At 62.3% G+C, this 22,306-nt stretch carries 19 protein-coding genes and 1 pseudogene; 11 read left to right on the top strand and 9 right to left on the bottom strand.

All coding sequences use genetic code 11. The features are described 5' to 3' along the window. Positions 1-245: 245 nt before the first annotated feature. Positions 246-2,435, bottom strand: coding sequence for a CoA transferase (locus ACODTA_RS16040; RefSeq protein ID WP_489066963.1), 2,190 nt, complete (start codon positions 2,433-2,435; stop codon positions 246-248). 218 nt (positions 2,436-2,653) lie between these two features. On the opposite strand from ACODTA_RS16040, the gene ACODTA_RS16035 reads away from it, so the two are divergent. Genes ACODTA_RS16035 through ACODTA_RS16005 form a run of 7 tightly spaced genes read left to right on the top strand, consistent with a single transcriptional unit; the run spans position 2,654 to position 10,238 of the window. Beyond that, on the top strand, positions 2,654-3,829 hold the full coding sequence (locus tag ACODTA_RS16035; RefSeq protein ID WP_489066961.1) for a thiolase family protein: 1,176 nt from the start codon (positions 2,654-2,656) through the stop codon (positions 3,827-3,829). Between the two features lie 41 nt (positions 3,830-3,870). Next, positions 3,871-5,499 (top strand): AMP-binding protein, encoded by a 1,629-nt coding sequence (locus ACODTA_RS16030; RefSeq protein WP_489066960.1) that lies wholly within the window; start codon positions 3,871-3,873, stop codon positions 5,497-5,499. Positions 5,500-5,533: 34 nt separating this feature from the next. After that, positions 5,534-6,850, top strand: a complete 1,317-nt coding sequence (locus ACODTA_RS16025) for an amidohydrolase family protein (protein ID WP_489066959.1) — start codon at positions 5,534-5,536, stop codon at positions 6,848-6,850. Between the two features lie 58 nt (positions 6,851-6,908). Next, positions 6,909-7,322, top strand: a complete 414-nt coding sequence (locus ACODTA_RS16020) for a Zn-ribbon domain-containing OB-fold protein (protein WP_489066958.1) — start codon at positions 6,909-6,911, stop codon at positions 7,320-7,322. Next, entirely contained in the window at positions 7,319-7,819 is a 501-nt protein-coding gene (locus ACODTA_RS16015; protein ID WP_489066957.1) for a nuclear transport factor 2 family protein, read from the top strand. The genes ACODTA_RS16020 and ACODTA_RS16015 overlap by 4 nt, the downstream gene beginning before the upstream one ends. Continuing rightward, positions 7,816-9,540 (top strand): FAD-dependent oxidoreductase, encoded by a 1,725-nt coding sequence (locus tag ACODTA_RS16010; RefSeq protein WP_489066956.1) that lies wholly within the window; start codon positions 7,816-7,818, stop codon positions 9,538-9,540. Before ACODTA_RS16015 ends, ACODTA_RS16010 begins: the two co-directional genes overlap by 4 nt. Next, complete coding sequence (locus ACODTA_RS16005; RefSeq protein ID WP_489066955.1) at positions 9,537-10,238, top strand: glutathione S-transferase family protein; 702 nt, start codon at positions 9,537-9,539, stop codon at positions 10,236-10,238. Before ACODTA_RS16010 ends, ACODTA_RS16005 begins: the two co-directional genes overlap by 4 nt. A 185-nt stretch (positions 10,239-10,423) precedes the next feature. Here ACODTA_RS16005 and ACODTA_RS16000 read toward each other — a convergent pair whose 3' ends face one another. The 3 genes and pseudogenes from ACODTA_RS16000 to ACODTA_RS15990 form a co-directional block, all read right to left on the bottom strand. Further along, the gene (locus ACODTA_RS16000; RefSeq protein WP_489066954.1) at positions 10,424-11,146 is read right to left on the bottom strand and encodes a GntR family transcriptional regulator; all 723 of its coding nucleotides are present in this window, start codon (positions 11,144-11,146) and stop codon (positions 10,424-10,426) included. A gap of 58 nt (positions 11,147-11,204) precedes the next feature. Next, positions 11,205-11,642, bottom strand: a complete 438-nt coding sequence (locus ACODTA_RS15995) for a hypothetical protein (RefSeq protein WP_489067123.1) — start codon at positions 11,640-11,642, stop codon at positions 11,205-11,207. Positions 11,643-11,699: 57 nt separating this feature from the next. Further along, positions 11,700-11,885 (bottom strand): annotated as a pseudogene (locus tag ACODTA_RS15990) (TetR/AcrR family transcriptional regulator); the annotation flags it as partial. A 222-nt stretch (positions 11,886-12,107) separates the two neighbouring features. On the opposite strand from ACODTA_RS15990, the gene ACODTA_RS15985 reads away from it, so the two are divergent. Continuing rightward, positions 12,108-14,447, top strand: coding sequence for a TonB-dependent receptor (locus ACODTA_RS15985; protein WP_489067122.1), 2,340 nt, complete (start codon positions 12,108-12,110; stop codon positions 14,445-14,447). Between the two features lie 272 nt (positions 14,448-14,719). Here the strand turns inward: ACODTA_RS15985 and ACODTA_RS15980 are convergent, their stop codons facing one another. From ACODTA_RS15980 to ACODTA_RS15965, 4 genes are read right to left on the bottom strand one after another with little or no spacing between them, the layout of a single operon-like run. Next, positions 14,720-15,958 carry an acyl-CoA dehydrogenase family protein gene (locus ACODTA_RS15980; RefSeq protein WP_489066953.1) on the bottom strand — a complete coding sequence of 413 codons (1,239 nt, stop codon included), beginning with the start codon at positions 15,956-15,958 and terminating at the stop codon, positions 14,720-14,722. Continuing rightward, on the bottom strand, positions 15,955-17,055 hold the full coding sequence (locus ACODTA_RS15975) for an acyl-CoA dehydrogenase family protein (protein WP_489066952.1): 1,101 nt from the start codon (positions 17,053-17,055) through the stop codon (positions 15,955-15,957). Before ACODTA_RS15975 ends, ACODTA_RS15980 begins: the two co-directional genes overlap by 4 nt. Further along, positions 17,052-17,771 (bottom strand): CoA transferase subunit A, encoded by a 720-nt coding sequence (locus ACODTA_RS15970; RefSeq protein WP_489066951.1) that lies wholly within the window; start codon positions 17,769-17,771, stop codon positions 17,052-17,054. The genes ACODTA_RS15975 and ACODTA_RS15970 overlap by 4 nt, the downstream gene beginning before the upstream one ends. A 10-nt stretch (positions 17,772-17,781) precedes the next feature. Next, positions 17,782-18,468, bottom strand: a complete 687-nt coding sequence (locus ACODTA_RS15965; RefSeq protein ID WP_489066950.1) for an NIPSNAP family protein — start codon at positions 18,466-18,468, stop codon at positions 17,782-17,784. Between the two features lie 288 nt (positions 18,469-18,756). Between ACODTA_RS15965 and ACODTA_RS15960 the strand changes: the two genes are divergently transcribed. From ACODTA_RS15960 to ACODTA_RS15950, 3 genes are all read left to right on the top strand, one after another. Next, positions 18,757-19,536 (top strand): SDR family NAD(P)-dependent oxidoreductase, encoded by a 780-nt coding sequence (locus tag ACODTA_RS15960; RefSeq protein ID WP_489066949.1) that lies wholly within the window; start codon positions 18,757-18,759, stop codon positions 19,534-19,536. Between the two features lie 209 nt (positions 19,537-19,745). Continuing rightward, on the top strand, positions 19,746-20,585 hold the full coding sequence (locus ACODTA_RS15955) for an enoyl-CoA hydratase (RefSeq protein ID WP_489066948.1): 840 nt from the start codon (positions 19,746-19,748) through the stop codon (positions 20,583-20,585). After that, the gene (locus ACODTA_RS15950) at positions 20,578-21,366 is read left to right on the top strand and encodes an SDR family NAD(P)-dependent oxidoreductase (protein ID WP_489066947.1); all 789 of its coding nucleotides are present in this window, start codon (positions 20,578-20,580) and stop codon (positions 21,364-21,366) included. The genes ACODTA_RS15955 and ACODTA_RS15950 overlap by 8 nt, the downstream gene beginning before the upstream one ends. 37 nt (positions 21,367-21,403) lie before the next feature. On the opposite strand, the gene ACODTA_RS15945 is transcribed toward ACODTA_RS15950, so the two are convergent. Further along, positions 21,404-22,231 carry an IclR family transcriptional regulator gene (locus ACODTA_RS15945; protein ID WP_489066946.1) on the bottom strand — a complete coding sequence of 276 codons (828 nt, stop codon included), beginning with the start codon at positions 22,229-22,231 and terminating at the stop codon, positions 21,404-21,406. Positions 22,232-22,306: the final 75 nt, after the last annotated feature.

Genomic DNA, 22,306 nt, shown 5'->3' with positions numbered 1-22,306 from the left:
CTGGAGAGAATGTCGATCCGGTGATTTGGATCGGTCGATCTAACAGGCTGTTGAAAACCCTCTGTCATTCCCGCGCGGACGGGAATCCATCGACTCGAATCTCCAATTATTTAGCGGAAATGCTCGAATTTATGGATCCCCGCCTGCGCCGAGAGGCGCAGTTTATCCTGAGCGCCTGCCCTGGCAGGCAGTCGAAGGGCGGGGATGACAAAGTTGCGGACCAAAGCCGGCTTGTTCAACATATGCTACGCCGCTTCCACTACGACGCCATCAGCGATCAGCATATCCTGTTCAGCCTTGGGCATGCCGAGTTCCGAAAGGACTGCTCGGCTATGCTCGCCCAAGAGGGGCGGTCCACGCTCGATTGTGACGTCCAGATCGCCGAATGTCCATGCCGCACCGAGCATGTCGAACGCCCCATAAACCGGGTGGACCACTCGGGTTACCAGCTTCGCGGCCCGATTGTCGACATCGGCGAGATAGGAATCGCGCTGATCCAGCATCACGCGCGTTGCCGGAAACGAATGTTCGGCGAGTCGGTCCAGAAGTTCCGCAGTCGGCAAGGCCGAAGCCCATCGATCGACATCGCCACCGTCGGCGAGTTGACCGAGTAAGCCCGCTTCATGCTCGGAGCCGCTGACGGCAACCCATCCGTCTCTGGCCCGCAGCAGCCGGCGCATGTCGCCCACTCCGGTCTGGGCGCTGTCGAGCGCATCGTCCGGCCCGGTCAGGACGCCGTCCGTCCACACCGTGTCGAGGCTGGCTATGCTCGCCCCGAGCAGCGATGCTGCGGTTCTCGCGCCTGCGCCGTTGTGATCTCGTGCGACCAGCGCCGACAGTGTTGCGACGACCGACGCCAGCGCGCCAAGATGGTCCATCATCCCGAACCGATGCCACATCGGTGGATTGCCTTCGCCGGCACCTTCCAGCTCCCAGCCAGACGCGGCCTGGAACAGTTGGTCATAACCCGGCCAGTCCTTGCGAGGCCCGGTCTGGCCGTAGGAACTCACATGACTGTAGATCGCCGTCGGATTGATGCGGTGAACTGAATCGGCGTCGAAGCCCAGCTTCATCGCGGCGGGCATCCGCTGGTTGTGGTGGACGATATCCGCCCAGCCAATGAGTCGCTCCATGACTGCCCGGCCCCGCGGGTCCTTGAGCTGGACAGCAATGTCGCGCTTGCTGCGCTGGCATCCGTTGAACGCCCATTCGATGGGCCGCAGCGGATCGCCGGACGTCGCTTCGAGCTTGACCACATCCGCGCCCAGATCGCCGAGCAGCATCGGCCCCAGCGGCCCGGCGAGGAAATTGCCGATGTCGAGAACCCGGACGCCTTCGAGCGGACGGGAGAGTGGTGCGACGTCCGGGACGGGGGGCGGATCGCCTGTAGCGGCTGAAGCGATGTGAAACGGCGCGCCGGGCACCCGCATTTGCGCCATGCCAGGCCCATCGCGTGTCTCGACATAGCCGGCGGCGATCGATTGCTCGTCGTCATACAGCGCGCCCATCGGCAGCACCGGTTGCGCGGGCACGTCGGATGCCCAGAATTCCTCCAGCCAATAGTCGCACGGGTGCGTCTTTATGATGACCTCCACCGCTCCCCAATCATCCCCGAGTCCGGGATATTTGACGATGGCATCGGCATATTTCGCATTGTGTCGGCTACGTTCCTCGGTGCTCATCGCATCGAGTGCGGCACGCACCGTGGGGCCCTGCTGCGGCGCCCCCATGGTGTGGATCCAGCGCCCATCGGCACATTCGAACAGCGTGGCGCCGCTGCTCTTTGGCATGCCGAACTGCACCGAACGGGTCGGGCGCTCTGCCTTCATCCAGTACATCATCATCGGCAGCATCGCGCCTTGCACCAAGCTGGTGAAGACGGGACCGCCCCTGCCGGTGCGATGCCGCGCATGGAGGCGCGCGAGTGCGCCGCTGGCGGCAAGGTAGGCCGCGAGCGCACTACCGAGCGGGAAGCGCAGCCACACCGGGCCATCGCGCCCGAACGCGGGCTGTTCGTCGAGAAGTCCGCACTCGGCCAGCGCAAGTGCATCGTCGACTGGGGTCTCCTCACGTGGATGGCCCACTGGCCATGCCCCGATGGCGACATGAACCAAGCGGGGAAAACGGGCGACGAGCGAGTCGGAGTCCAGGCCCAGCGTTCGCGCCACCGACGGACGGCAGTCGTGGATCAGGACGTCTGCACCGGCCAGCAACGCATCGATGTCATCCGCGGACATCTGCCTGAACGATGTGCGTGACTTGTCGCGATTCCAGAGTTGGTCTCCCACTGCCGACACTGGCATCGTCGAGCCGACATCGTCAATCTTGCGCACCGTAGCTCCTGCCTGTGCGAGCAAGAGTGCGGCTTGAGAAGCGGCGCGCCCCCGGCCCATATCGACCACGAACAAATGCGCGAGGGGGGCGATCCGGGCCATGTTTCTCTCCATCTTGCGCTGGTTCGCGCGATGGCGCTGCTAACGCGCCTGCTGTAAAAGAATACGCTAGTATTCTAGTATGATTCTGTCTAGGAGATAACTGAAGCATCGTCAGTTACTGCTGGAAGGCGGTATGGCGCGTTGCTAAGACATGATTCGCGGCTCCGGCCGCCTTGCCGACGCGGAAGGCCGCGCGGACATCCAAAGTGAGAGGTTGAATGGCGAATCCAGGTGTCGTGATTTCGGGGATCGGCCAGTCGGCGGTCGGCAAGCGGCTCGACCGCAGCGGCCTGGGTCTGACCATCGATGCCGTGAAGGACGCGCTGGCCAATGCCGGGCTGACCCGCGACGATATCGATGGCGTATCTTGCTATCCGGGTGCGCGGCCCGACATGCCCTATTTCGGGCCCGTCGGCGCGAACCAACTGATCGACGCGCTGCGCCTGAAGGTAAACTGGTACAGCAGTGGGCTGGAGGGCGGCGCTCAGCTTGCGGCGATCATCAATGGCTATTGTGCGATCAAGGCAGGTCTTGCGCGGCACGTGCTTTGTTTCCGTACCGTGAAGGAGGGAACCGGCGGGGCGAGCTGGAAGGAATCGGCGCGACCGAAGGTCGAGCGATCCCGGGTGTGGGGCGAATATCAGTGGCAGTTGCCGTTCAACGCGATCAGCGCGATGCAATGGCTGGCGCCTTATGCCCAGCGGCACTTCCACCTTTACGGAACGCGGCGCGAGCATCTCGGCGCTATCGCCGTCAACGGCCGCCGCAATGCGATGCTCAACCCCAAGCGCATGTACGATACGCCGCTAAGCCTGGACGACTATCTATCGTCTCCGTTGCTGTCCTCGCCTTTCTGCCTCTTCGATTGCGACGCACCGACCGATGCCTCCACGGTCATAATCCTGTCGAGCGAGGATGCTGCCGCAGACCTCGATTGCACGCCGATCCATATCGACAGCGTCGGTAGCGCGATCACCACCCGACCCAGCTGGGATCAGGTCGATACCCCGCGCATGGCGGCGTTCGATGCCGGCAAGATGCTGTGGGATCGCACCGACCATGCGCCCAAGGATGTCGATATCGCGCAACTGTATGACGGATTCAGCTTCCTGACGCTGACCTGGCTCGAGGCGCTCGGCTTTTGCGGCGAGGGCGAGAGCGGTGCCTTCGTCGACGGCGGTGCGCGGATCGCGCTTAACGGGGAGCTGCCGCTCAACACCAATGGCGGGCAGCTTTCAGCGGGACGGACGCACGGCTTCGGCTTCGTGCACGAGGCGGTGACCCAGTTACGAGGCGCGGGCGGTGATCGGCAGGTGGGTGGTGATCCGAGGCTGTCGGTAGCGGCCGCCGGCGGCGGGCCGATGGCCGGCTGCCTGCTGCTGGCGCGACACTGAGAATGAATCTCGAATTCAGACGGAAGGGTTTGGAGCAAGCAATGACTCAGGGTGTGGAAGGCGCGTGGCTGCCGGGCAAGCTGACGACGATCGTCGATGTGTTCGAAAGCGCGTTGGACCGGCGTGGGCCGGACTTTGAATTTCTCGATTTTTCGGGGACGACTTACACGCTCGGCATGCTGGACATCCAGAGCACGCGGCTGGCGCATGGCCTGCGGGGGGCGGGTGCGCTGCCAGGCCAATGCGTGACCTCGGTACTCGACAATTGCATCGAGCAGATCCTGCTGTTGCTCGCCTGCGCCAAGATCGGTTCGATCCACGTACCGCTCAACACTGCCTACAAGGGCGAATATCTTCGCCATCAGGTCGCCGATAGTGGTGCGGTCGTGCTCGTCGCCGAGAAGGAATATGTCGAGCGGATGATCCAGATCGAGGGCGGAATCCCCGAGGCGCGGGTCTTGTTGGTCAAGGGCGAGATGCCCGCAAAGGCCGCCGATCGGCTTGATGTGCGCCCACTGGAGTCCGCCTTCATCGACACCACGGAGTCGACCGGTTTCACGGTGAAACCGTCGGACTTGTCGATGCTGATCTACACCGCCGGTACCACCGGTCCGTCCAAGGGCTGCATGATCAGCCAGAACTATGTGTGTAACATGGCGCGGCAGATTGCTGAGGCGATGCTGTACACTGAGGACGATGTCGTCTGGACGCCTTTGCCCGGTTTTCACATGAATCAGTATACTGCCACGATCCTTCCGGCCCTGATGGCGGGATGCAAGGCGGCAGTCTATCCCCGCTTCTCGGTATCGCGCTTCTGGAGTGAGATCGAGCGCACCGGCGCCACCGTGGTGCAGATCCTGTCATCGATGATCACGCTGATCGCCGACGCTGCGGATGATCCTGCCGGCCTGCGCTACAAGGGCAAGCTGCGGCTGCTCGCGGGGACGCCAATCCCCGAAGTGTATCAGAACCGCTGGAAGGAGCGCTTCGGCGTTAAATACACCGCGCAGATCTGCTTCGGGCTGACCGAGTGCGCGCTCGTCACCAGCGTGCCGATCGACGTCGAGCGCCCCGCCAATTCGTCCGGCACCCACAATGACGATTTCGACGTCCGCATCGTCGACGAACACGACAATGAGGTTCCCGCCGGCCAGTCGGGTGAGATCATCGTCCGGCCGAAGCGCCCGCATGTGATGTTCGAGGGCTATTGGCGCAGGCCCGAGGCGACCGCGGCACTGTTGCGCAACTGTTGGTTCCACACCGGCGATATCGGCATGTTCGACGAACAGGGGTGGTTCTATTTTGTCGATCGCAAGAAGGATTATTTGCGCCGCCGCGGCGAGAACATCTCGAGCATGGAGATGGAAGGCGTCTTCCGGTTGCATCCCCAGATCAATGAAGTCGCCGTCCATGCGGTGCTGGCCGAGACCGAAGACGATGTGAAGGTGACCTGCACCCTGATCGAGAATGCGACGCTGACCGAGGAGGATCTCTGCCGCTGGTCGGTGGACAATCTTCCCTATTTCGCGGTGCCGCGCTTCATCGAATTCCGCGCCACCCTTCCCAAGAACCCGGTCGGCCGCGTGCTGAAATACGAGCTTCGCGAGCAGGGGATCACGAATGCCACCTGGGACCGGGAGAAGTCTCAGTTCGAGTTGGTGAAACGATAAGAGGGCGACCCTCTCTAGCCTCAGGAGAATTGCTATGAACACCGAAGATCTCGTCATCGTCAGCGTCGACGACCATATCGTCGAGCCGCCCACCATGTGGGACCAGCATCTGTCCGTGCAGCACAAGGCCATCAAGCCCGAGATGCGCCAGGACGAGAATGGCGCGGACTACTGGGTTTTCGAGGGACGGCGGACCGGCGGCATCGGCCTCAACGCGGTGGCTGGCCGCGTAAAGGAGGAATATGGCTGCGAGCCCTCGTCGCTCGCCGAAATGCGCCCCGGCGCTTATGATATCCATGCCCGGATCGGCGACATGAACGCCAACGGCATCCTCGCCTCGTTGAATTTCCCGACCGTGGTCACATTCGATGGCGGCCTGTTCCTCAGCTTCGAGAACAAGGCCAACGCGCTTACGCTGGTACGAGCGTATAACGACTGGCACATCGACGAATGGTGCGGATCCTATCCTGGCCGCAACATCCCGTGCGCGATCCTGCCCTATTGGGACGTTGCGGCGACAGTCGAGGAGGTCAAGCGCGTCGTCCGCAAGGGCTGCCACGCGGTCACCTTCAGCGACAATCCGTCGCTCAAGGGCCAGCCGTCGATCCACGATCCCTATTGGGAGCCGTTCTGGAAGGTGTGCGCCGACAACAATGTATGCATCAACATCCATATCGGATCGGGTGCGCAGGCCCCGCATGCGTCCATGCTGACGCCGATCGACGCGTGGATCATCACCATGCCGATGTCGATCGCCAACTCGGCGGCCGACTGGCTGTACCTCAGCGCGCTCAATCGCTATCCGAACCTCAAGATTTCGCTTTCGGAAGGCGGCATCGGCTGGATTCCCTATTTCCTGGAACGCGCCGACTTCACTTTCGATCATCACAGCGCTTGGACCTATACCGACTTCGGCGGCAAGGGACGCAAGCCGAGCGACACGTTTCGCGAGCACTTCCTGACCTGCTTCATCGACGACAAGTTCGGCCTCGCTAACCTGGATGCGATCGGCGAAGACATCGTCGCCTATGAGTGCGATTACCCGCACTCTGACACGCTCTGGCCCCATTCGGCGGAACGGCTGCTGGAAACGGTGAAGCATCTGACCCCCGCTCAGATCGAGAAAGTGACGCATCAGAATGCGTTGCGCTTCATGAACTTCGACGCGATCGGCAAGATGGGCGGCCGGGACAAATGCACGGTGGGCGCGTTGCGGGCGCTTGCCAAGGATGTCAGCCTTGATCCGATCTCGTTCGGTGGGCCGAGCCCCCTGGCGGAGGGTGAGGCGCGTCGCGTCGTGACGTCGCAGGATATCACCGACATGTTCCGTAAGCTCAACGAAGCGGCCTGAGCCGGTCCAATCGCGGGAGGCCGAGGCGGCCTCCCGCCCCTGCTTGCAAGGTCAGTGGATGAGCGAGAATTACCAACGCACCCTGCCGATGATTGACGACGAGAACCGGCATTTCTGGCAAGGGGGATCGGATGGGCGGCTCCATCTGCTGCGCTGTCAGGATTGCGGCTATTGGCTGCATCCGCCCAGTCCCGTTTGCCCGGAATGCCTCAGCGACGATATCGCGGTCGAAGCGGTATCCGGTCATGCGACGGTCGAGACCTTCACGGTCAACTACCGGGTCTGGGGGCCGGGCATGAAGGTCCCCTATGTCATCGCGATCGTCGAGTTGGCTGAACAGCGTGGCCTGCGCCTGACGACCAACATCGTCGGCACCGATCCTGAGAGTGTGGCGATCGATATGCCCGTGCGCGTGGTGTTCGAGCGCGACGAGGATGTCTGGCTTCCGATGTTCGAGCCGCTGCCGGCGTGAGCGACGGAATGTCCGTCGCGCAATGTGGCGCGTCCGTTGTGACGCTTGCGGCGATCGAAGAGATCAAGGCACTGAAGGCGCGCTATTTCCGTTTTGTCGACTCCAAGCAGTGGGCGGCCCTTCGCGCATTGTTCTTGCCCGAGGGCACGCTGCATTTCGTCGATCGCACCGACGAACCCGAAACCGCTGATACGGCAATCGCCCGGATTGCGAAAATCCTGGTCCCAGGCGTGGTGAGCGTCCACAACGGCGGGATAGCGGAAATCGAAGTCGCGGGGGACACCGCGTCGGCGATCTGGCCGATGAGTGATCTTATCGTCTTTCCGGCTGATCGCCCCAATCCGTTCGCACTCGCGCGTCTGCATGGCTTCGGGCATTATCGCGATCGCTACGAAAGGCGCGACGGTATCTGGCGGATCGCCGCGCTGCGTCTCGATCGGCTGCATGTTGAAACCGTTCCCTTGCCCTGTGCGGCGACTAAGGGAGTGGAAGCATGACCGTAGGATGGCAACGCGAGGCCGATCTCGTCGTGATCGGATCCGGTGCCGCGGGCATGTCGGCGGCGATCGTGGCGGCTGCGAGCGGACTTGAGGCACTGGTGCTCGAAAAGACCGACCGGATCGGCGGCAGCACCGCGATTTCCGGTGGAGTTGTTTGGGTGCCGGGAAATCGCGGCATGGCGGAAATGGGCGCACCCGATCCGCAAGGAGCGGCGCTGCGCTATCTGGAGCAGGTGATCGGCCCCACGATGCGCCGCGACATGATCGAAGCCTATGTGCACACCAGTCCGGAAATGGTCGACTGGTTCAGCGCTCACACGGCCGTGCAACTGGTCCCGCGCATGTACGCGCCCGACTATCAATCCGAACTCGACGGCGCCTCGCCTGGAGGGCGGGCGCTCGACCCGCTGGAATATGACGGTCGCGAACTGGGCGCCTGGTTCGCGCAACTGCGCGCGCCGCTTCCGCAGACCACCATTTTCGGAGGGATGATGGTCAGCCGCGTCGATATCGCGCACCTCCAGCGCGCGTTCCGGAACTGGGCGTCCTTTCGGCATGCCGCTCGGATCATTCTCGGCCACGCACGGGACCGGCTGCGATTCAAACGTGGTGCCCGGCTGCAGGCCGGCAACGCGCTCGCTGCCCGGCTGCTGCGGTCCGCAGTCGATGCCGGAGTGCGCTTCGAATGCGGTGCGGATGTGATGTCGGTCGTGTGCGATGGCGGCAGGGTCATGGGGGTCGAAGTGAAGATCGGCGGCGAGGCGCTCCGTATCCGTGCGCGTCGGGGGGTGGTTCTCGCGACCGGCGGCGGCGCGGCGAACGCGAGCATCCGTGCCGACCATGTGCCATATGCTGCCGTGCATTTGTCGATGGCGCCCGCAGGCAGCGCGGGCGATGGGCTCACGCTCGCAATCTCGGCAGGCGGCACAATCGAGGAAAGCAACGTCAACGCGGTGTTTCTCACACCGGTCTCGGTCGCCGAAGGGGCGGGCGACAAACGCACTCTGTTTCCTCACCTGATCCTCGATCGCCAGAAGCCCGGCCTGATCGCGGTGAATGCGGCCGGCCGGCGCTTCGTCAACGAGGCCGATTCCTATCACGACTTCGTCGAAGGCATGTACCGAGACCATGGCGACGGCCCGGCCGTTCCGGCCTGGTTGATCGCCGACTCGCGCTTTGTGCGGCGCTATGGGATAGGGCTGGTCCGGCCGGCGCCTTTTTCCAAGCATGGTTTCGTCCGCTCCGGCTATCTGGTGTCCGCGCGGTCGATCGGCGAACTTGCGTCGAAGATCGGCGCCCCGCCGGCACAACTTGAGGCCACGATCGCCGCTGCCAACCGCGCGGCGTTGGCAGGTGTCGATCCTGAGTTCGGCAAGGGGGCCACCGAATATAACCGCTATCTTGGTGACCCTTCCCATCGGCCCAATCCTTGCCTTGGCCTGATAGAAACGCCGCCATTTCATGCGGTGAAGGTCTGGCCGGGGGATATCGGATCGACGCGCGGTATCCGCACCGATGCGCGCGCGCGCGTGCTGGACGCGCGCGGCGATCCCATTCGCGGCCTCTATGCCTGCGGTAACGACATGAACTCGATCATGGGCGGCACCTATCCTGCCGGCGGCATCACATTGGGTCCGGCGATGACATTCGGCTTCATCGCGGCGCGTGACGCCGCAGGCAATGCGACGGACGACAGGGAGGAGGGCAAGGTGGTATGATCACGCTTTACGGGATGGGCAGCCCCAATGTGGTCAAGGTGATGATCCTGCTGGAAGAACTGGGCTTGCCCTATGTTTTCGAGCGGATCGACGTGATCCACGGCGAGCAGTTCGAGCCGGATTTCATGCGGCTCAATCCGAACCGGAAGGTGCCCGTGCTGGTGGATGCACGCGGTGAGGGCGATCCGGTGGTGTTGTTCGAATCGGGCGTGATTCTGATGTATCTCGCCGAGAGGGACGGCAAATTCTGGCCCGTCGCGTTGAGCGACCGGTACGAAATGCTCAAATGGCTGATGCTCCAGATGGCGAGTTTCGGTCCGACATGCGGACAGACGATCCATTTCAACCGCGCGGTGGCTGAGCCGAGCTATGCGCGCGATCGTTTTACCAACGAACTCAAGCGGTTGATCGCCTTGCTCGATGCCCAGCTTGGCGTGCATGCTCATGTTGCGGGGGCCGATTTCTCGCTCGCCGACATCGCCTTTCTTCCTTGGTGCCTCACGATCAAACGGTTTTTCCCCGACATGGTCGCGCTTCCCAACCTGAGCGGTTGGATGGCTCGGCTGGGCGAGCGGCCTGCGATCGCCGCGGCCATCGAACGGTCAATGGATCATACCCGCCGTGATTTCCGGGCATTGCGCGACGCCGATCAAGCCACGCTCGATCGATATTTCGGTCGCGAGCCCGCGCCCGCTTGAACAGGTTTCGGTGCGGCCTCTAGAGCATCGTGCGGAAAAGTGAGAACCGGTTTTCTGCAAAAAACGATGCGGTCGCAAGTATCTAGAGCATCGTGCGGAAAGGTGGGAACCGGTTTTTCGCCAAAAACGATGCGATCACAAATATCTGGAGCGGACTTCGCGATTCAGATTTCGCGCAGTCCGCTCTAGTTCTTCGTCGGACGGCCAGTACGCCGTTTGGCCGGTTGTTTCACGGCCGCGACGCTTTGCTGCTTCACACCTTCGGGTTGATCGAGAACACGGTGCTCGGTCGCGAAGATGTGCCGCTCCATCGCCTCGCGCGCGCCGGCTTCGTCGCCATTCGCGATCGCCGTAATGATCGCTTCATGTTCGCGGTGTGCCTGATCGACATTGAGCGCGAAGATCGAACGATTGGTGAGCGCGACGTAGAAATCGGAGCGATCGCCCAGGCTTTCGACGACATCGGCGAGAGGTTTGGAACGACTGACGCGGCGCATTTCCGCGTGAAGGCGGCGGTTGAGCACGCGGTAGTTCTCGCCGATCGCCTGCGGATCCTGACCGAGCGTGCTGAGTGTGCCGATCTGGCTGGAGATCAGGCGCAGGCTCAGGATATCGGACGGTTCCGCCCGCGCCGCGCACAACTCCGCGATCAGCGCCTCGCCTGCCGCGAACAACCGATAGAAATCGTCGATCTCCTGTGGATCGGGATTGCGCACGCGGCAGCCCACCTGCGGCATGATCTCGACGAAACCTTCGAGTACGAGCCGCTTCATCGCTTCCAGCACTGGCTGGCGGCTGGAGCCCAGTTCCGCCGCGATCCCGTCGATCGGCAACCATTCGTTCGCGCCGACACGCCCCTCGATAAGCATGTTCTTCACATGCGAATAAGCGACTTCGGATAATTTCATCTGTGACAGCCTAGCATTTTTGATTCTGCCCTCACTGTTATCGTGTTGGTGGCGCGGGTCAAATGTCCAGACGCGCGACCGCTTTGTGATCCGGCGCCGTCTGGAAGAGCAGGCTGAGAATATGCGCTTCCGCGCGAATCAGCTCCTCGTCGTTCAGATCGCCGGGCTGCAGCGCGCGTGCCGACCCGCGGGCGGCAAGACGTTCCATCGCCGCATAGACGATGATGCTGCGTGCAAGCGCATCTCGATCGCTTACGCGCTCCGCGCCATGGGCGTCGCGAATGCGCTGTGACAGGGCGTTGATGACGGGCATCGCCGCGCGGCGGCGAGATTGGTTGAAATCCGGATCGCCAAGGTCGGATTGGTGGTTGCGGGTGCTCAGGATCGGCCGATTGCGATCCCAGTGATCGTAAAATGCGCGCACCAGCTGCTCGCTCCGCACGCTGACCATGGTCGGGCTCCATGGCAGATCCAGGATATCCAGAATCTCGCCCATATCTTCCCCAGCCTCGTCGGACAGGCATAACTGGATATCGGGAATATTCTCGAAATAGAGGTAGAAGGTCGGCGGCGATACCCCGGCTTCCCTTGAAATCGCTGCAGCCGTAAGTTTCGCCCCGCGCCCGAGCAGCGCACGGGCAGACGCGAGGAGGCGCTGGCGGGTATCCGATCCCTTCCGCCCCAGCGCCTGACCGCTCTTGTTCGTTTCCGAAACATCCGTCTCGTTTCTGGTGTCCATCACACGACTCTAGTGCTTGGCATCCTGCGGTCCATTCATCGCAAACCGCCGAAATCCGTCAAATCAGCAGTGTGGCATAATAGCAACTAGACGTAAGCTAAAATATTAGTAGTTTAATGCCATCGAATCCGGGCTTCCCGGGTTCGCGACAAAAGACCAGGAGAGGAATAGATGCGGTCCACCCGTTCCCGTGCGGCACTCAAAGCCAGCTGCGCATTCGTGATGCTTTTCGGGGCCTTTCCCGCCTTCGCGCAAGAGGCGGCGCCGGCAGCCGTTTCCAAGGACAGCGCAGAAGCAGACAACGCCATCGAGGACATCGTCGTGACGGCCCGCCGTCGCCAGGAAAGCCTGCAGACGGTTCCGGTCGCCGTTACGGCGGTGACGGCGGATACGCTGGTCGAGCGCAACATCCAGACCACGATCGATCTGCAGAAGCTCGTTCCGGGTGTGGTCTTCTCCGGCGCCGGAACTGAAGCAAACACGACACTGACAATCCGTGGACAGGGCAAGGACAATATCGGACCAGGGCTTCCTTCGGTCATCAGCTATTTCAACGAAGTCCCATTGCCTGGTTTCGGCAGCTCCATTCCGACATATGATATCTCGTCAGTACAGGTTCTGAAGGGGCCGCAAGGCACGCTGTTCGGTCGGAATACGACGGGCGGTGCTTTGCTGATCTACTCCCAGGCCCCAACGGACCGGTTCGAGGGCTATGGGCAGGTCACCGTCGGCGAATATGACTGGCATGGCATTCAGGGCGCCTTGAACATTCCGATCACGGAGGGGGTTGCGCTGCGCGTTGCCGGCAATATCGAACGTCGTGACGGCTTCACCGAAAATCTTGGCGTCGGCAAGGATTTCGATGTGCTTCACAACAACGCTTTCCGCGTTTCGTTGCGTCTGGCTCCGACGGACTTCATCGAAAATACGTTCGTATACGATTATTTCAACCGCAGCGGACCTTATATCGGCGTGATCCCGACCCAGGTCGCGGGTACCAACCCGCCCTATCGCAACGGCCAGAACTATGCCGGCATCGTCGGAGCCGCCAACGCGCAGTTGATCAACGACACCTTCAATTGCGGCGTTTCGGTGACCTGCGATGTCGATCTGATGGTTGCGCGGCAGCAACAGATCGGACCGCGCAAGGTCTATTCCGATGTCGATGCGTTCGACCGGACCCGGCTGCAGGGCATTTCGAATACGACCACGATCGATCTGGGTGCGGTGACGATCAAGAACATCTTCGGTTGGCGCAAGACCTCCGTTGACCAGCGCGGCAATACCGACGGTGTGCCGGTGCCGTTGATCAACACGGCGCTTACGCGCCATGATGCTCAGATCACCGACGAACTGCAATTCTCCGGCTCCGCGTTCGACGATCGGCTCAAATTCCTGGTGGGCGGCTTCTATCTGAAGACACGTCCGACCGGTTCGATCAGCCTGTTTTCGGACTTCTTGCGTCCGCCCTCGATCCCGGTTGGTTCCTGGCGTCTTTCGACCGTTGGAAACACTCTGTATCGCGAAGAAAGCAAGGCGATCTTCGGCAACCTCACCTACAGCTTCGGCGGAGGGCTCGAGGGGCTGAGTGCGACTGTGGCGGCGCGCTACACCTGGGATACGCAGGGGGTCTGTTCCGTGACGCTGGGCGGCGCATCGACGCCGCTTCAGTCGACCGCGGAGTGCCGCACTTACGCCAACCGCTATGACATCGACGCCAAGTTCGAGAAACTGACTTGGACGTTCGGCCTCGACTACAAGATCAACGACAATCTCTTCACCTATGCCGTGGCACGTCGCGGCTATCGCTCGGGCGGCTCGAATCCGCCACGACTGGGTGGCCTGCTTTCCGGCCTGCAATTCTACCAGCCGCAAACAGTGGACGATGTTGAGATCGGCCTGAAGACCAACTGGCGCAGCGGTGACTTCTCCGGTCGCGTCAACATCGCGGCGTATCGCGGCATCTTCAACGATCTGCAGCGGCAGATCTCGGGCATTCCCGCCAACCTCGACGGAGACAATAATCCGTCCAACGATCCCGCGAGTACCGCGCTGATCATCAATGGTGCGAAGGCGAAGGTCCAGGGTCTGGAAATCGACGGCTTCATCCAGCCGGCGCGCGGGTTTCAGCTCACCTTCGGCGGTTCGCTGATCGATGCGAAGTTTCTGGAATTCAGCAACCCTCCGATCCTGAACGGCGTTGCGACCAGCTCCGGCATCTTCCTGAATACGCCGAAGACCAGCTTCAGCCTGGGTGCACGCGCGGAGCTTGCCAATATCGACGGTATGATCCTGACGCTTTCGGGCGACTATTATTGGACCGACGGTTACCGGAAGGGGATCGTCGCGGCGGTGCCGAGCTACGATCTGGCTAATCTCAGGCTCGAACTTGCCAACATCGCCAAGCAGGACCTCACGGTCACGCTGTTCGTGGATAACCTGTTCAACAAGGCTTACTACATCAACAATAGCCTGAGCGGACCCAGCCCGGGTACGACCACTTTCAGCTACGGTCCGCCGCGGATGTTTGGTGTCCGGGCGCGGTTCGGGTTCGGCAACTAGCGTCTCATACCGAGATGCGATGAGTTTGACTCATTGCATCTCGGTCGAGCCCGCGCGGCGCTTGGGCGTTCCAGGGTGCCGAAGTGTCAGCATCCTTGCACCTTTGGTATCAGCCGTTCCGCCAGATGTGATATTCGACGGCCGGTTCGCCAATGGCGAGCCGGCCGTTCTTCATGGTGAAGGGACAGCAGGCACCACCGTCCGGTGGGCAGTGATTGCGCTGAGCGCACTGACCCCTCAAGTTGCGCCGAAATGCGGACCTGCGACCGGGTTCAGCGTGACTGATTAAAAGGAACGCCCTTGTCGGGCCGGTAATCCTGGGGAAGTCCCAGCACTTTTTCTGCGATGGTGTTTCGAAGGATTTCGTCGGTGCCGCCGGCGATCCGCGGCCCCGGTGAGTCCATCCACGACCAGGCGAAATCCTGAACGGTGGTCAAGCCGTCCGCCAGCGCCGCCCCGGCCGGCCCCATCAGGTCGAGCGCGACGGCACCGATCTGCTGGCGGCGGCGGCCGAGCAGAAGCTTGCGGATCGCGCCCTCCGGCCCCGGCTCGCGTCCGGCCCCGATCGCTTCGAGCGCACGGCGATGGATCGAACGGAGTCCCTGGCGTTCGACCAGCGTATCCGCGATCAACGCGCGAACCTCGCCATCCTCCAGCGCAGCCCGACCGTTCACGCGCGCAGTTTCCGCGAAGCTGACGAACTTCTCGATCGTCGGTCCGCTCAGCGACTCGTCGGAAACCGAATAGCGCTCGATCATCAGTGTCTCGATCGCGACCCGGAAACCTGCGCCGACCGGTCCCATGCGCTGGGCATCGGGGACGAACACGTCATTGAGGAACACTTCGTTGATCTCGGTTTCGCCCGCCAGCTTGCGAATCGGACGTACTTCGATGCCCGGAGATTTCATGTTGAGATAGAAGAAGGTCAGCCCCGCGTGCTTGGCCACCGACGGATCAGATCGTGCGACGATGATCCCCCAGGCCGCATGCTGAGCCCAACTCGTCCAAACTTTCTGGCCGTCGAGCACCCAGCCTTCGACGCCATCACGCGTTGCGGGCGTTGCGCGGGTCCGGAGCGCGGCCAAATCGGATCCGGCTGCAGGCTCGGAAAAAAGCTGGCACCAGATGTCGTCCCCACGGATCGCCGGGGGCAGCAGCCGCTCCACGACGTCGGGGCTGGCATATCGCAGCATCATCGGCACCGGCATGCCCAGGCTGACGCTGAAATAGAGAGTGGGAAGATCATATCTCAGCTCTTCCTCGGCGAACACGATCTTCTCGAGTTCGGTGCCGCCCCCGCCACCATGGATGCGGGGCAAGGTGATGCAGGCATAGCCATGTTCCGCCTTGCGTCGCTGCCACGCCCGCCCCAGCTCCAGATCTTCCGCCGGGCTCAGGCCTTCGCGCGCAGATCCGCTGAACGCGGGCGCATGCTGCGCAAGCCAGCGACGCGCGCGTGCGCGATACTCTTCAAGTGTCTCGTCCGCGCCCGGTGTCTCCACGTCGCTCATTCGCCCATCTCCGCCAGCGTGAAAACATCGTCGACCAGCAGTTCTCGCCAGAAGGGCGCCGCGCCCAGCTCGAGTGCCAGCGCGCGCGAGCGGCGATAATGGTGTTGCGGTGCTGCCTCCCAGGTGACCCCGATGCCGCCATAGATCTGGATGGTCTCGCGCGATGCGAACTCATAGGCACGAATGCCGCCCAGCCGGGCCATCGCCGCCATGGCGGGAAGCGTGACGCTATCGCGTCCGACCGACGCCAAGGCGTCAATTGCACATCCACGCGCGATCTCCAGATCGGTATAGATATCGGAGAGCTTGTGCTTCACAGCCTGAAATTTGCCGATCGGCTGGCCGAATACGATCCGCTCCTTGGCGTAGTCGACCGCCATCGCCAGACAGCTCTGGGTGCCGCCCACCTGCTCGAAAGCAGTCGCGATCGCGGCGAGCGCGGCTGCCCGGACGCTCGCGCTCAAGCCCTCGCCTTGGTCGATCCGTACCGCTTCAGCCTGATCGAACCGCAATGTCGCGGCAGCACGCGCATTGTCGATCGTTCCCATAATCTCGCGGGTCACGCCCGGCTGGTCCAGTGCAACCAGCACCAGCGCAACGCCGTCGTCCGTCGCGGCATGGCACAGCGCGATATCTGCAATCGCGGCAAAAGGAGCAAGCGCCTTCACGCCGCGCAGTTTTCCGTTGTCGAGGCGCAGCGTCGGCGAGCGGGGCAAGCCGGATTCGCCGACTTCGCCGAACGCCAGGCATCCGATCTTCTCGCCCGCAGCCAGCGCGGCGGCGGACGGGTCGTCGGTCCCGGCCTGTGCGAGCGCATCGGCTATCACCGCCGCAGGGATCAATGGCAACGACACCGTATGCGCGCCCAGTTTTTCATTCAGCAGCGCCAGCGCCTCGAAGCCGAGGCCTAATCCGCTTTGTCGTTCTTCCACGGCCGCCGCCGGCCAGCCCAGCTCCGCGCATTGTTTCCAAAGCTCGTGATCGAAGCTGCCGGGCGCTTCGAGTAATGATTTGAGGTGCTCGCCGGTTGCGCGGTCGTCGAGCAGCCGCTCCGCCTGCTCGGCCAGCATTTGCAGCATTTCGGACAGGTCGCTCATGATTTTGCTCGCTCGGGCCGCGGCCGTGTGGTCAACTTCTCGATCCGCTTTTCATAATGGGCACCTTGGATGATCCGATCGACGTAAATGCCCGGCGTGTGGATATGGTCGGGATCGAGGCTGCCAAGTGGCACGATCTCTTCGACTTCCGCCACCGTCACCTTGCCCGCCGTGGCCATGACCGGGTTGAAATTGCGAGCCGTCTTGCGAAATATCAGGTTGCCGGCTGGATCGGCGCGCCAGGCTTTTATGATCGCCAGGTCGCCCTTGAGCCAGGTCTCGCGGACATAGTCCTGCCCCTCGAAGCTTTCGATCGGCTTGCCCTCCGCAACCACGGTCCCCACTCCGGTCTTGGTATAGAATGCGGGAATGCCGGCGCCGCCCGCGCGGATGCGCTCGGCCAAGGTTCCCTGGGGATTGAGCTCCAGCTCCAGCTCGCCGGAAAGATAAAGCTGCTCGAACAACCGATTCTCCCCGACATAGGACGAGATCATCTTGCGGATCTGCCCGTTGTTGAGCAGCATCCAGAGACCGAATCCGTCGGCGCCGCAATTGTTGGAGATCACGGTCAGGTTGCGCACGCCGGCGTCGCGAATCGCCGGGATCAGATTCTCCGGATTGCCGGAGAGACCGAAGCCACCGGACAATATGGTCATCCCGTCAAAAAGGATGCCGGTCAGTGCGGCAGCGGGGTCATTGTATAGCTTGGATGCCATGATCGTTGTCTCAGGCCCAGTCCACAGCGACCGGATCGAGCAGATAGGACCCGGTCCTTCCGATCAGGGGGCGTCCGAATTCGCCCCGTTCGGCGGTACGACGCGTTGCCAGCGCCGTGTCGTCCATCAGCGCGGCCATGCCCGCGTTACGGGTGTCCCAGTCGGGCCAGCGCAGAAAGGCGATCGAGCCGGGCAGGGTGCCGCCGCTCACGACATCGAACGCGCCCTGCACAACCGCGCCTGCGCGTTCAAGCGCCGGCAATTCGCTTTCGCGCAAGGCCTGACCTGCGGCACCGCTCTTTCCGACCAGCGTCTTGAAGAACACCAGTTCGTCGAGGCTGTCGGGCGTCGCCGCCACGGAAGTCCATTGGGTCAGTTCGCGGACGAACCAGATCTGATAGTCCTCTACCAGTTCGCTTCCGGCATTGGTGCGGTTGCGCACCTCCTGCCAGTCCGGGTCCGAATAGAATCCGCCCCAGCACCGGTCGCGCTCGATCATATTTTCAAAGGGCGTGATGTATACGAACAGTGGAAGCTCCGGCGCGGCAAGCGCGCTCCAGCCACCGGCCGGCCGGATCCCGTGCCGCGGGAAGAGCCACTTCAGGTCATTCTGAACGCGTCCGCGAATGTCGCGATCGCGCCCGGCTTCGACCGAATAGAAGCGCAGCTCGTAAATTCTGTCTTTGCTGTCGGCCATTTTGCATCCTCCTCGACGCTGCCAACTCTCTTTCGGCCGCGCAACGGCTGGAGTCGCATGAACGGAGGGGCGCGTCGCCCCTGGGTGACAGGAGTGAAATATTCTAGGATTTAACACCTGTCAAACGGATTGGACCCGCTTGCGCCCATCGCTCCCTTCGTCTAGAATTCTAGAATAATAATTGAGGCTGTCGGGCCACCGTAAATGGAGGGGGTGCATGAGTCTTCAGCACGCCGCCATTGCACGCCACCGCCGAGATTTGCGTGAACATGGACAAGAGGGAGTGCTATGCGGATCGACGAGACTGTGGCGGCCATCGTCACTGGCGGTGCCTCCGGGTTGGGGCGAGCGACTGCGACGGCGCTGCGCGCCCAGGGCGCCAAGGTGAGCATTTTCGACCTGAATGCAGAGACGGGAGATGCCGTTGCGCGCGAAATCGGCGCCACGTTCTGCCGGGTCGATGTCTTGTCGGAAGATAGCGTCTCCGCCGCATTCGAGCAGGCGCGCGCCGCGAACGGGCAGGAGCGCATCCTGGTCAATTGCGCGGGCGGCGGCAATGCTATCAAGACCGTCAGCCGCGATCGCAAGACCGGCGAGGTGAAGATATTTCCGGCGGATGCCTTCGCTTGGGTGCTGATGCTCAACACAGTCGGCACATTCCGCTGCGTCTCGCGCGCGGCTGCAGGCATGATGCTGCTCGATCCCATCGACGGCGAGCGCGGCGTGATCGTCAACACCGCATCCGCGGCGGCCCAGGACGGCCAGATGGGCCAAGCAGCTTATTCGGCGTCCAAGGCCGCGGTCGTGGGCATGACCTTGCCGATCGCGCGCGATCTCTCGTCCGAGGGTATCCGGATCAACACCATCATGCCCGGTATCTTCAATACGCCGCTGATGATGGGCGCGCCCGACAATGTGAAGGAGGCGCTCGCCGCCACGGTGCCGTTCCCGAAGCGGTTCGGCGAGCCGCCCGAATATGCCTCGCTCGCACTCGAAATGATCCGCAACGGCTATTTCAATGGTGAGACCGTCCGTCTCGATGGCGCGATCCGAATGCCGCCGCGCTAGAGCGGTTTCCGATCTGATCGAGTCAGATCGGCCGCTCTAAGCTCACCGCGATTTCCGAGTCGTCGAATGAAGCCATCTGACTGGAAATCGCTCTGGAGTGATTTCGATGCAGGTGGAATTACCCGCCGGCCCGGAGTTCACGCTGAACAAATGAAAACGCTGAGCCGGTACGGTTCACCGAACCGGACCGGCTGAAAAGGAGAGTTGCTATGAGCTTGATCGAATATGAAGTGCGCGATCGCGTCGCGGTGGTGACGCTCAATCGACCCGAACAGCGCAACGCACAGAATGCGGCGCTGCTCAAGGAACTGGACGAAGCGTTCGACCGGGCTGTCGCCGACGATGGCGTGCGTGTGATCGTGCTCAAGGCGAATGGAAAGCATTTCTCAGCCGGGCACGACATTGCACCCGAGGTGCATGACAGCGAGCCATGGAAATCGATGTTCGACGACGTGCCGAACACCGGCATGCTGCGGATGTATAATTGGGAACTGAAGCATTATTTCGGTTATTCGCGCAAATGGCGGGACCTGCCTAAACCGACGATCGCGGCGGTTCAGGGGGCTTGCATCGCCGCCGGCCTTATGCTCGCCTGGCCGTGCGACCTGATCCTCGCATCGGAAGACGCGCGGTTCAGCGATCCCGTGATCAAGATGGGGATTGGCGGCGTCGAATATCATGGCCACACATGGGAATTCGGCGCGCGCAAAGCCAAGGAGATGCTGTTCACGGGCGGCTTCATCGACGCGCAGGAGGCCCACCGACTGGGCATGGTGAACCGCGTCGTTCCTCGCGATCAGCTTGAGGAGGCTGCGCTGGCGCTGGCGGGAGAGATCGCGCGGATGCACCCCCATGCGCTGCTGATGGCCAAACGTGCGGTCAATCTGACGCTCGACGCGCAGGGCCAGCACAACGCGCTTCAATCCGCTTATGATACGCATTCACTTGGCCATGCGAATGCCTGGACGATCTGCGGGCATGTCGTAACCCTGGGTCTGGACGAGATGACCGCCGAAAATCGCACCGCGCAGGGTAAGAGCAATGGCTGAGGCTGCGCAGGGCAGGCTCGCCGGGCGTACGGCCATCGTTACGGGTGGCGGTCGGGGTATCGGCGAAGCGATCGTCAAGCGCTTCGCTCAGGAAGGCGCGAAGGTGCTTATCGCCACGCGTACGGCGGGTTATGGCCAGGAGACGGTCGATGCGGTGCGTGACGCGGGGGGCGAGGCGCATCTGATCGTCGCCGATCTTGGCAATCGCCACGCTGCAGCCAAGATCGTCGATTTTGCCCGGCGACTATGGGGCGGGCTTGATATCCTGGTCCATAATGCGGCCTATGCACCGCATGGCGCGCTCAACGAAACCGAGGATTCCGAATGGTCCCGGGCGATGGACGTCGGCCCCAACACCGCATTCTGGCTGATGAAAGACGCCTTCCCCCTGCTCAAGGCGAGCAAGGCAGGACGGGTGATCCTGACCTCGTCGATCATGGCCGACCGCAACAGCATCCCTGGCCTTTCGGCATATACGGCGGTCAAGGGCGCGATCAATTCGCTCGTCCGCGGCGCAGCTGTCGATTTCGGGCCGGACGGTATCACTGTAAACGCGGTCGCGCCGGGCGGTACCATGTCCGTATCGTTCGCGGCGGGCATCCCGGCGGACTATCTGGCAGAGTGGGAAAAGACGATGCCGTTGCGCCGCGTGGGGCAGGGGATCGACATCGCGAACGCCATGCTCTTCCTGGCATCGGATGACGGCGGCTATGTTACCGGGCAAACGCTGATTGTCGATGGCGGCCAGGCGCTGGGCATTCCGCTAAAAATCGAACACTGAGGCGGGTGGCCGGCCCGAACGCTGTGCGGGCCGGCGCTCACTGGATCGGCCGATCCTCGTCTTCGCGTGCCTGTTCGCTGTGAAGCCGCGACACTTCCTCGAGGAAGATTTCCGTCAGGAATTCTCGATCGCGCATCATGAAATCCATGTGATCGCCCAGGCATATGGCGATGCGTGGTTGTCCCGGGCGTGGGCGAAGCGGCGCAGCAAGCACACCCCCTGACAGGATCGGATCGAAGAAACAGACATATCCGTCGCGTCGCACATCCGCGAGCATCGCCAGCACGCCGCGAACGGACGCGGTAGCGACGCTATCGGGACGCTCCGCATTGTTGCGCAGCACGAACCGCGTCGCCTCGCTATCGTCCATCGTGGACAGCAGCGCGATTCCGGCGCCAGACGTGCTGAGCGGGCGGCTGGTGCCGAGCGTCAGATGCGGACGTTCCGGGATCAGCGATTGATATACATGGATATATTTCGCCCGGCTCATGACTTGGCATGCGAGGAACACGGCGCGCCCGGTGCGCTCGTTCAGGCGTTTCATCATGTGCAGCATCGCGCCTTCGCCGATGAACCGGTCGTCGCACCAGCTGCCGAGCAGGCTGACCCGCATCGAGGGACCATAGCGTCGTGTCTCGCGATCGAACTGCACATAGCCTTCGGCCAGCATACTGCGCAGCAACTGCGAAGTGCTCGATTGGGGGAAGCCGAACGTATTGGCGATTTCGGTCGCGGTGGCGGTGCGCCGGATGTCGTCGAAGAATTCCAGGATCTGGAGGACGCGGCCCGCCGATTTCACCACGTGCTGTTCAACACGCTGCGCGGGTACCCGAATGCGGTCATCTGCCAGCGGGGCGGAAGCCATACTCTCCTCCTTATGTTTTCGCATTTGTGATAGATGATCGTTTTTCAACTATCAACTAAAATTCTAGTAGGTCAA

The sequence above is a fragment of the Sphingomonas sp. FG14 genome (genome assembly GCF_057809675.1).
Note: the sequence above shows the minus strand (reverse complement) of the source record. Positions and strands in the feature narration are given on the sequence as shown.

Coding starts and splice junctions, on each gene's coding strand:
- ACODTA_RS16040 (WP_489066963.1), bottom strand. CDS start 2,435: ATGGCCCGGATCGCCCCCCTCGCGCATTTGTTCGTGGTCGATATGGGC.
- ACODTA_RS16035 (WP_489066961.1), top strand. CDS start 2,654: ATGGCGAATCCAGGTGTCGTGATTTCGGGGATCGGCCAGTCGGCGGTC.
- ACODTA_RS16030 (WP_489066960.1), top strand. CDS start 3,871: ATGACTCAGGGTGTGGAAGGCGCGTGGCTGCCGGGCAAGCTGACGACG.
- ACODTA_RS16025 (WP_489066959.1), top strand. CDS start 5,534: ATGAACACCGAAGATCTCGTCATCGTCAGCGTCGACGACCATATCGTC.
- ACODTA_RS16020 (WP_489066958.1), top strand. CDS start 6,909: ATGAGCGAGAATTACCAACGCACCCTGCCGATGATTGACGACGAGAAC.
- ACODTA_RS16010 (WP_489066956.1), top strand. CDS start 7,816: ATGACCGTAGGATGGCAACGCGAGGCCGATCTCGTCGTGATCGGATCC.
- ACODTA_RS16005 (WP_489066955.1), top strand. CDS start 9,537: ATGATCACGCTTTACGGGATGGGCAGCCCCAATGTGGTCAAGGTGATG.
- ACODTA_RS16000 (WP_489066954.1), bottom strand. CDS start 11,146: ATGAAATTATCCGAAGTCGCTTATTCGCATGTGAAGAACATGCTTATC.
- ACODTA_RS15995 (WP_489067123.1), bottom strand. CDS start 11,642: ATGGGCGAGATTCTGGATATCCTGGATCTGCCATGGAGCCCGACCATG.
- ACODTA_RS15985 (WP_489067122.1), top strand. CDS start 12,108: ATGCTTTTCGGGGCCTTTCCCGCCTTCGCGCAAGAGGCGGCGCCGGCA.
- ACODTA_RS15980 (WP_489066953.1), bottom strand. CDS start 15,958: ATGAGCGACGTGGAGACACCGGGCGCGGACGAGACACTTGAAGAGTAT.
- ACODTA_RS15975 (WP_489066952.1), bottom strand. CDS start 17,055: ATGAGCGACCTGTCCGAAATGCTGCAAATGCTGGCCGAGCAGGCGGAG.
- ACODTA_RS15970 (WP_489066951.1), bottom strand. CDS start 17,771: ATGGCATCCAAGCTATACAATGACCCCGCTGCCGCACTGACCGGCATC.
- ACODTA_RS15965 (WP_489066950.1), bottom strand. CDS start 18,468: ATGGCCGACAGCAAAGACAGAATTTACGAGCTGCGCTTCTATTCGGTC.
- ACODTA_RS15960 (WP_489066949.1), top strand. CDS start 18,757: ATGCGGATCGACGAGACTGTGGCGGCCATCGTCACTGGCGGTGCCTCC.
- ACODTA_RS15955 (WP_489066948.1), top strand. CDS start 19,746: ATGAGCTTGATCGAATATGAAGTGCGCGATCGCGTCGCGGTGGTGACG.
- ACODTA_RS15950 (WP_489066947.1), top strand. CDS start 20,578: ATGGCTGAGGCTGCGCAGGGCAGGCTCGCCGGGCGTACGGCCATCGTT.
- ACODTA_RS15945 (WP_489066946.1), bottom strand. CDS start 22,231: ATGGCTTCCGCCCCGCTGGCAGATGACCGCATTCGGGTACCCGCGCAG.